The 3,442-nt window shown below is 64.8% G+C and carries 3 protein-coding genes; all 3 read right to left on the bottom strand.

Going from position 1 to position 3,442, the window contains the following annotated elements; translation table 11 throughout:
- Positions 1 to 100: 100 nt before the first annotated feature.
- Genes FFS09_RS30320 through FFS09_RS30310 form a run of 3 tightly spaced genes read right to left on the bottom strand, consistent with a single transcriptional unit; the run spans position 101 to position 3,290 of the window.
- Positions 101 to 1,105: a tyrosine-type recombinase/integrase gene (locus FFS09_RS30320; protein ID WP_137922620.1), complete on the bottom strand. Its 1,005-nt coding sequence runs from the start codon at positions 1,103 to 1,105 to the stop codon at positions 101 to 103.
- Positions 1,102 to 2,064, bottom strand: a complete 963-nt coding sequence (locus tag FFS09_RS30315; protein ID WP_137922619.1) for a tyrosine-type recombinase/integrase — start codon at positions 2,062 to 2,064, stop codon at positions 1,102 to 1,104. Before FFS09_RS30315 ends, FFS09_RS30320 begins: the two co-directional genes overlap by 4 nt.
- Positions 2,061 to 3,290 carry a tyrosine-type recombinase/integrase gene (locus FFS09_RS30310; protein WP_137922618.1) on the bottom strand — a complete coding sequence of 410 codons (1,230 nt, stop codon included), beginning with the start codon at positions 3,288 to 3,290 and terminating at the stop codon, positions 2,061 to 2,063. Before FFS09_RS30310 ends, FFS09_RS30315 begins: the two co-directional genes overlap by 4 nt.
- Between the last annotated feature and the right edge of the window lie 152 nt (positions 3,291 to 3,442).

The raw sequence follows: 3,442 nt of genomic DNA, 5'->3' as shown, positions 1-3,442 counted from the left end.
GAAATAAGGCGAACTCCACTTTTATGCGAAGTCGGCACGACGCTGTGGAATCGGCACCCTGGGCAGGATCGCCGCAGGGCACCGACACTGCTTCGCATAATCACAGCGCTTGCAAGAACGCCAACAAGGCCTTGGGCGCGCGGTACCGCGCTTGCTTGATCTCCGGTTGCTTCAGCCGCGCCAGCGCGCGCTCCTTCATAGCCAGGTCCGCCTCGACGTACATGTGAGTTGTAGAGGGGCTCTCGTGACCCAGCCAGAGCGCAATCTCGCAGGGATCTACCCCAGACTGCAGCAGGCTCATCGCAGTCGAGTGGCGCACGATATGAGGCGACACCGACATCGTCTTGAGTTGCACGTGTTTGACCGACGCCACCTCGACAGCCAGCTTCAGCCGCTGGGCGACGTTGGCCCGAGTCATCGCGCGCCCGTCTCGTGTGGGCAGCAGTGGAGACTCCTGGCGCAACTGCGGATTCAAGTGCAGCCAGTCGCGCACGGCCCGAGCCGCACTCTTCCACAGTGGCAACGAGCGCTGCTTGCGCCCCTTGCCGTGCAGCCGGATGCTGTTGCTCGGCCCAAGCACGACGTCGGCCACGCGCACGCCGACGATCTCGGAGACGCGAGCGCCCGTGTTGAACAGGAGCGTCAGCATCAGTCGGTCTCGCTGTCCGATCCAGGTGTCGGTCGCCACATCGATCACCGCCAGCATCTGCTCGTGCGGCACGAAGCCGACCATGTTGCGCTCGAAGCGCTTCATCGGCACGGCCAACGCGTTCTCGATCACGCCCAGGTTCGCAGGATCACGCCTGGCGGCGAACTTCAGGAACGCTCGCACCGCGGCCAATCGAACATTGCGACTGCGCACGGAGTTGTGCCGCTGGGCCTCCAGGTGATCCAGGAAGTCGGACAGAAACCGGGCATTGAGGTTGGCCATCGTCATCTCGTGTGCCGGTAGGCGCAGCTTGTCTTCGGCGAAGCGCAGCAACAGCACGAAGGTGTCCCGGTATGAGGCCACCGTGCGCGGGCTCAAGGCTCGCTGCTGAACCATGTAGTCGGTGAAGAATTCCTGAACGAGGCCGGCGAACGTCGGTGTGGTCTGACGGCTCATGACGCGCCCCCTTGCCCGACGACGCCGACGAAGCGCTCGAACCGAGCACCAATGGTGTCCATCAACTCCGGGATACCGGACAAATACCAGTAGGTGTCGGAGATCTTGGCGTGGCCCAGATAGGTGCACAGCCAGAACATCGCGTGGTCGATGGACTGGCCAGACTCGCGCCAGCGCTGCAAGCGCCGCACCGCCATGGTGTGCCTCAGGTCGTGGATCCGGGGATAAGGGTGGTCGCCCCGGGCGCGCCAGCCAAGGCCTGTTTGCAGGCGCCGGAAGACGTTCTCGACCGTGCGCGTGGGCAGATGCCCACCATCGTGCGAGACGAAGAACGGGGCGCGGTCTTCGGTGCTCTGGCATCGGTCCCGCGCTTGCCGGTACAGCTCGAGTTCCCTCACCGTGCTCGGATGAAGCGGCAGGCAGCGAGACTTGTGGAACTTGGTCTGGCGCACGGTGAGCGCGCCGGCCTGCAGGTCGATATCACCCAGCGTGAGCCTCAGCGCTTCGGACAGCCTGAGGCCGGCTGCTGCGATCACCCCGAACAGGCTACGGTAGGTCAGCGCTCGAAGAGGCCAGGTCAAGCTCAGTCGACCGGCAGCGTCGAGCAACTGGATGATCTCCTGGTCCGTGTAGATGTGCGGCGCCAAGCGCCGGTGACCACGGCCAAGGATGCCCTTTGGAGGAATCTCCGTGCCCGGCTCGAACTGCCGGTAGTACGTGGCGAATGGAAGCACGATCTCCAGCCGGCGTGCTGCAGTGACGTCGCTGGTTCGATGCACATGCTCCCGCGCCCAACCCAGCATCAACTCCTGCGTGAGTGGGCCTCGGTGTTCTCGTGCATCGGCGTACCGGGCAAATCGCGCGAGCTCGGTGGCCGGCGCCGTCAGCGCAAAGCCCAGGCGACGGCGATCCTCGAGATAGCGCTCCACAGCGGCTTGCATCGGTGTTGGCGCACTCATGGCTGGCTCCCGGGCCAGGGCATGGCCACTGCGCCCAGCCGACCGAAGTCGACCTTGGCGTAGATGAGTGAGGTGTCCAACTCGCGATGGCGAAGCACATCGGCGACCTCCTTGAGCGTGCCGCCGGTGTTGAGAACCCGACTGGCCAGCGTGTGGCGAAGAATGTGCACCCGTGTGTACGGCAACCCGGCGCGCCGATACGCCTGGCGTACGGCACGCCTGACGACGTCGGCAGCCACTGGCGCATCTACGGGAGCCACGTGCCGAACGAAGATCCGGCGGCTCATGGTCTGTGGGCGTTCCGAGCGCACGTAGTCGGCGATGGCAGCGCCGGTGAGTTGCGGCAGCGGCAGCACATCGGCTCGTCGCGATTTGCTCCTGCTGATACGAACGGTGCCAGCCACCCAGTCGATGTCGTCGAGTTCTAGCGCGATCGCCTCGCTGCTGCGCAGGCCGAGGTCGATGAGGCATCGCACGAGGGCATAGCAGCGCAGGCGCGACGGAAGATCCGCTGGGAAGGCGGCCAGCAGCCGGTTGACCTCGTCCGGCGCGAGCGTCTGCGGCAAGGGTGCAAGGCGCCAATGCGCCGGCGAGGCGACCACAGGCAATAGGTGATCGACGCGATCACCCTCGAAGGCGCGGAAGCGCAGGTAGCTGCGCACTGCGGTCGCGGTGACGCCGCCGCTGGCGGCGCTCACGCGCGAGAGTTCCTGGGCCAGGAAACGCCGCAGCTCCTCGGACGACGGTGTCGTCGCGTTCGATGTCATGGACAGCAGCACGCGAACGATCGCGGTGCGCCGAAGGCGCGTGCTGCCTGCGAGTCCCTTGGCGTGCAATAGGTGATCGTCGAAACGCTGAACTTGCTCGTCGATGGCGCCGCCGAGGTAATGGTCTTGTTGCACGCCCGAGGCATTGATCACAGCCACCAAGTGCCGCAGAGCCGCGCGGACTTGGTTGCGACTGCGCTGCACCGGAGCAGCGCAAGTGCAGCGAGGCAGGTGTTCGTCGACGAAGGCAACGATATGCTGATCGAGACTCTGAAGGGCGAAAGGCCGTCGTCTTGACCAGTGGGCGAAGTGGGCAACGCAGTTCATGTACTGGCGAGCCGTACCCGACGAATACCGCTGCTCAGACAGCCGATCCCAGAAGGGCTGCACGAACGGCGCAAGGGCACTGGCTCGAAGCCGAGCAGCAGCCAGCTCCGTGAGGGATTCGAAGACATCCATCGCGATCTCCTGTGAAGTGGGGTTGGCCCCCCAGGAGACGCGACTTCTTATGCGAAGTCCAGTAGGTGATCAGACCGACGTGGCGAAGGCCGGCTACGCAACCGGCGCCCCGCGTCGTGCCGACTTCGCATAAAAGTGGAGTTCGCCTTATT

Origin of the sequence: Hydrogenophaga sp. 2FB (assembly GCF_005503365.1) — a bacterium.
Classification (GTDB): Bacteria; Pseudomonadota; Gammaproteobacteria; order Burkholderiales; family Burkholderiaceae_C; genus Hydrogenophaga.
The sequence above is the reverse complement of the archived record's forward strand: the minus strand, read 5'-3'. Positions and strand labels throughout refer to the sequence as shown.

Coding starts and splice junctions, on each gene's coding strand:
- FFS09_RS30320 (WP_137922620.1), bottom strand. CDS start 1,105: ATGAGCCGTCAGACCACACCGACGTTCGCCGGCCTCGTTCAGGAATTC.
- FFS09_RS30315 (WP_137922619.1), bottom strand. CDS start 2,064: ATGAGTGCGCCAACACCGATGCAAGCCGCTGTGGAGCGCTATCTCGAG.
- FFS09_RS30310 (WP_137922618.1), bottom strand. CDS start 3,290: ATGGATGTCTTCGAATCCCTCACGGAGCTGGCTGCTGCTCGGCTTCGA.